2 protein-coding genes and 1 pseudogene are annotated in these 3,268 nt (G+C 43.1%); 1 reads left to right on the top strand and 2 read right to left on the bottom strand.

What is annotated here, in order from left to right; all coding sequences use genetic code 11:
* Nucleotides 1-252 precede the first annotated feature (252 nt).
* Nucleotides 253-1,829, bottom strand: a pseudogene (locus tag IQ228_RS23620) (group II intron reverse transcriptase/maturase).
* Nucleotides 1,830-2,460: 631 nt separating this feature from the next.
* Here IQ228_RS23620 and IQ228_RS23625 point away from each other — a divergent pair.
* Entirely contained in the window at nt 2,461-2,619 is a 159-nt protein-coding gene (locus IQ228_RS23625) for a hypothetical protein (RefSeq protein WP_193964642.1), read from the top strand.
* A 317-nt stretch (nt 2,620-2,936) separates the two neighbouring features.
* Here the strand turns inward: IQ228_RS23625 and psb34 are convergent, their stop codons facing one another.
* The gene (gene psb34, locus IQ228_RS23630) at nt 2,937-3,107 is read right to left on the bottom strand and encodes a photosystem II assembly protein Psb34 (protein WP_035081681.1); all 171 of its coding nucleotides are present in this window, start codon (nt 3,105-3,107) and stop codon (nt 2,937-2,939) included.
* Between the last annotated feature and the right edge of the window lie 161 nt (nt 3,108-3,268).

Raw genomic sequence — 3,268 nt, forward strand, 5'->3', positions numbered from 1 at the left:
TCTAGCGGTTTTCTTAGTCCGTTTGTTGTACTTGCATACACCATCTAACTTGTCATCGAATTAAGTTTCTTTTGTTTAGTCTCTTTCTCATAAGACCCAAGAAAAGTCTGCTATTCCTTTCGGTCAGAGAGTGTGAATTCTCTAGGAGAGTCGGCTCTCCGTCCTAAACGACCTTTCAAGTCGCGCTTATCCCGCGCTCCTCTCTGTTAAATCTGGGCGTGCGACTTTCACCGCACCCAGCTTCCGATGTTCTTAGCTTTCGCGTTTGCTCATGTGAATATAATCGTGGCAGCTTTCGTGAATGGCTAGAAGGTTTTTAGTTTTCCAGTTTTGGTGGTTTCCATCAACATGATGAAGATGTACCTTCTCGTCACTGAGCGTTTTTAACCCACAATGACCACATTTGTGGTTTTGCCGTTTGAGGGCTTTAGAGGTATGGTTGTCATAGAGCTTGCTGTTACGCTCGCTCCAATAACTCAAATCTCCGTCGTAGGGTGATTTCTCACCTTTAACATTGATGTGTTTGTTTTCGGAGTACGGAACTGCTGGGAACGCTTTATCCAGTAATTGTTTACTAGAGTAGCGATTTTGCTTAGTTTCCTTGTTGAATACCTTAAAAGCTCTTGTTTCGATGTGGAATAGTGAGTTTCTAGACCCGTCCATCTTGCAGAAGCGGTGGTAATTCCTCCAACCTCTAACTACCGGGGCTAATTTCTCAGCCTTTGTGGTAGCACCATAGTTCGAGTTGTTGACGATGGATTTTACTTTCTTGCGAAAAGCTTTATAATTGTCCACTGATGGAACGCATCTAAACTTCCCGTTTTTCTGGACTTTAAAGTTCCAGCCGAGGAAATCAAACCCATCTGTCGCGGCGGTTAGCTTTGTCTTTTTCTCACTGACTTTCATTCCCCGCTCTGCTAGAAACTGACTGATTTTGTCAAGTATTTCTGTGGCATCGTCTTGTGGTCTGAGTATTATTACCATGTCGTCCGCATATCGGATTGATGGTTCGGTAATATCTTTCCTGGTGGTTTTGTCTGTGATTCTCTGATTAGATATCCTGTGATATCTATGAATACTTTCAATTCCATTTAAGGCGATGTTAGCTAATAGTGGACTTACCACACCACCTTGAGGTGTTCCTTGTTCGGGAAATTCTGGATTAACTCCGGCTTTGAGACATCGGAAAATACCTTGTCTTATGCTATGAGGAGCGATGAGTTCATCTATGATGGCGGTGTGGTTTATCCTGTCAAAGCATTTTTCGATGTCGAGTTCTATAACTCTTTTATCTGTTCCGTTGGCTTTGGAGTTTAAGTTGTTGAACAGTTGTTTTTGCGCGTCATGCGCTGAACGTCCCGTCCTAAACCCGTAACTCTTGGCGTGGAAGGTTGCAACGCGCAAGCTGGTTCTAGTGCGTATTTGATAAGGCATTGATACGCCCTATCTGCAATAGTAGGGATTTTCAGCATCCTGATAGTGCCGTCCTTTTTGGGGATGGGTATTTCTCTTAGCCCCTGGTGTTTCCAGTTGCCAGCGGATGCTTTTAGCAGTTCATTAAGCTCGAAGCGTTCCTGATAATTCAGGGACTTTTTGCCATCAATTCCTGCGGTCTTCTTCCCAGCATTTAGCTGTGATACTTGACGAATAGCCAGTAATCTTGCTGCGGTTGATTTCAGAATCAGTTTTTGTAGGGACTTAGCTTTGCGCTTGTCGCCAACTTGAACCGCTTTGTACACTCGTTTTTGTAGGCGGAATAGGTTACGGCGAAATTTCTTCCAGGGCAACGTCTTCCAAGATTCATTAGAGTTGTCTCTGTGTCTAATCATGCTCTGCTCCAATTTGTGTATTCTGAACACCTCAGACCAATTACGGTCTGTCCTACCCGAACTGAAGGGAGTTCCGCTGCTCGTCCAGCCTACTTATAGGGTTCGACCTCCCTTAGACCCTCAGTCCGTTTTTATTCGTTCCCTCGGTTGATTGTTAGTTCCGTTAGGTGTAGCCACTTCAACCATTGGAAACCCTAGACTCTTACCGCTATTCAAATCAAATGCGGCGGGGATTAACTCCAATGAGGTCGGGTTGTTGTATTGTGTCCCGCCTTGCCATAGGTTGCTTTTCCAGGCTCTGTTTCACCGTGGGAACTCCCCATTAACGCCAAGTGTCACCCCACAACGGATGTCTGATTGCGTCCTGTTCCTAGCTTCGACCTCCCGAAACCGAGTCGGGTCATCGTAGGCAGATAGGGAGTCATACCTGAGTCTGGTAGATGGGACTTTCACCCATATCAGACCGAGAGTTCAACCTTTCTCCATGATTGGATTGGGTTGGTTAGCTTATGTACGGGCTGATTACCGTGATTCAGCTAACAACGAATCGCACTATTTGCTGGCATCCATACATTGCGTTTTTCTCCCTTTGTCTTATAATAACACAATGTACTAACAACCGCAAGACATTATGAAAGATAAAACAGTATCAGTCCGACTCTCAGAACGCAGAAAACATAAGCTGTTTTTATATGCAGCGCAAAGAGAGAAAACAGTTACCGCATTGATAGAAGATTGGGTAGATAGCTTGAAACTCAAGGATAATAAGGATAATATTGAAATAGGTTAAAACCTATCGTGTCGTTTTTCATCCCCTGTCTGAAGCACGAAAGACGGAACTAGCGTTCCTGTTTCTCAGGGGCTTTCAAACTTTCCGGTTTCCCTTGTAAGGGGGAGAGAGAAAACAACTTGGGCGGAAAAGATATCTCCTTTTATGGACATTGATAATAATCAATCATTAAGCTTCTGTTATTTTCGAGATCAGCTTCGACGTTTAAGTGGGCAGTAAAGCAAGAAATGGCAATAAAAAACCCTGGCGAAACTGACCAGGGTTGATTAGGAGAAAATTTGAATGACGATTAGATACAAATACCGAAGCGGGAAATTTTAGCTAACCCCCAAAGTAATTAGAACTATAGAAGTTAAAAGTAATATTGCTACTGCGCCTTGAAAAGCATACTTATTTTGTTGTGCCTTACTAGGAAATTCTGCGTGGTAAAGTCTTGGTTCTTTGGCGTAGTTGTTAAGAATGCCTTTTTCATCCGTTGTGGTATACATAATTTTTTTCTTTGGTTTGTTACCTTATGTAAACTAATATAACAAGATTGTTACAAAGTGTCAATAGAACTTGACAAAAAAATAATAGATGCTATTGATAAGCCCCATTTACAGCAAATTGTCATCAAACCCGGAACAAGAACCCCACCCCCAACCCCCTC

The organism is Dolichospermum sp. LEGE 00246 (genome assembly GCF_015207865.1).
In the GTDB taxonomy this organism is placed as follows: domain Bacteria; phylum Cyanobacteriota; class Cyanobacteriia; order Cyanobacteriales; family Nostocaceae; genus Dolichospermum; species Dolichospermum heterosporum.

Coding starts and splice junctions, on each gene's coding strand:
- IQ228_RS23625 (WP_193964642.1), top strand. CDS start 2,461: ATGAAAGATAAAACAGTATCAGTCCGACTCTCAGAACGCAGAAAACAT.
- psb34 (WP_035081681.1), bottom strand. CDS start 3,107: ATGTATACCACAACGGATGAAAAAGGCATTCTTAACAACTACGCCAAA.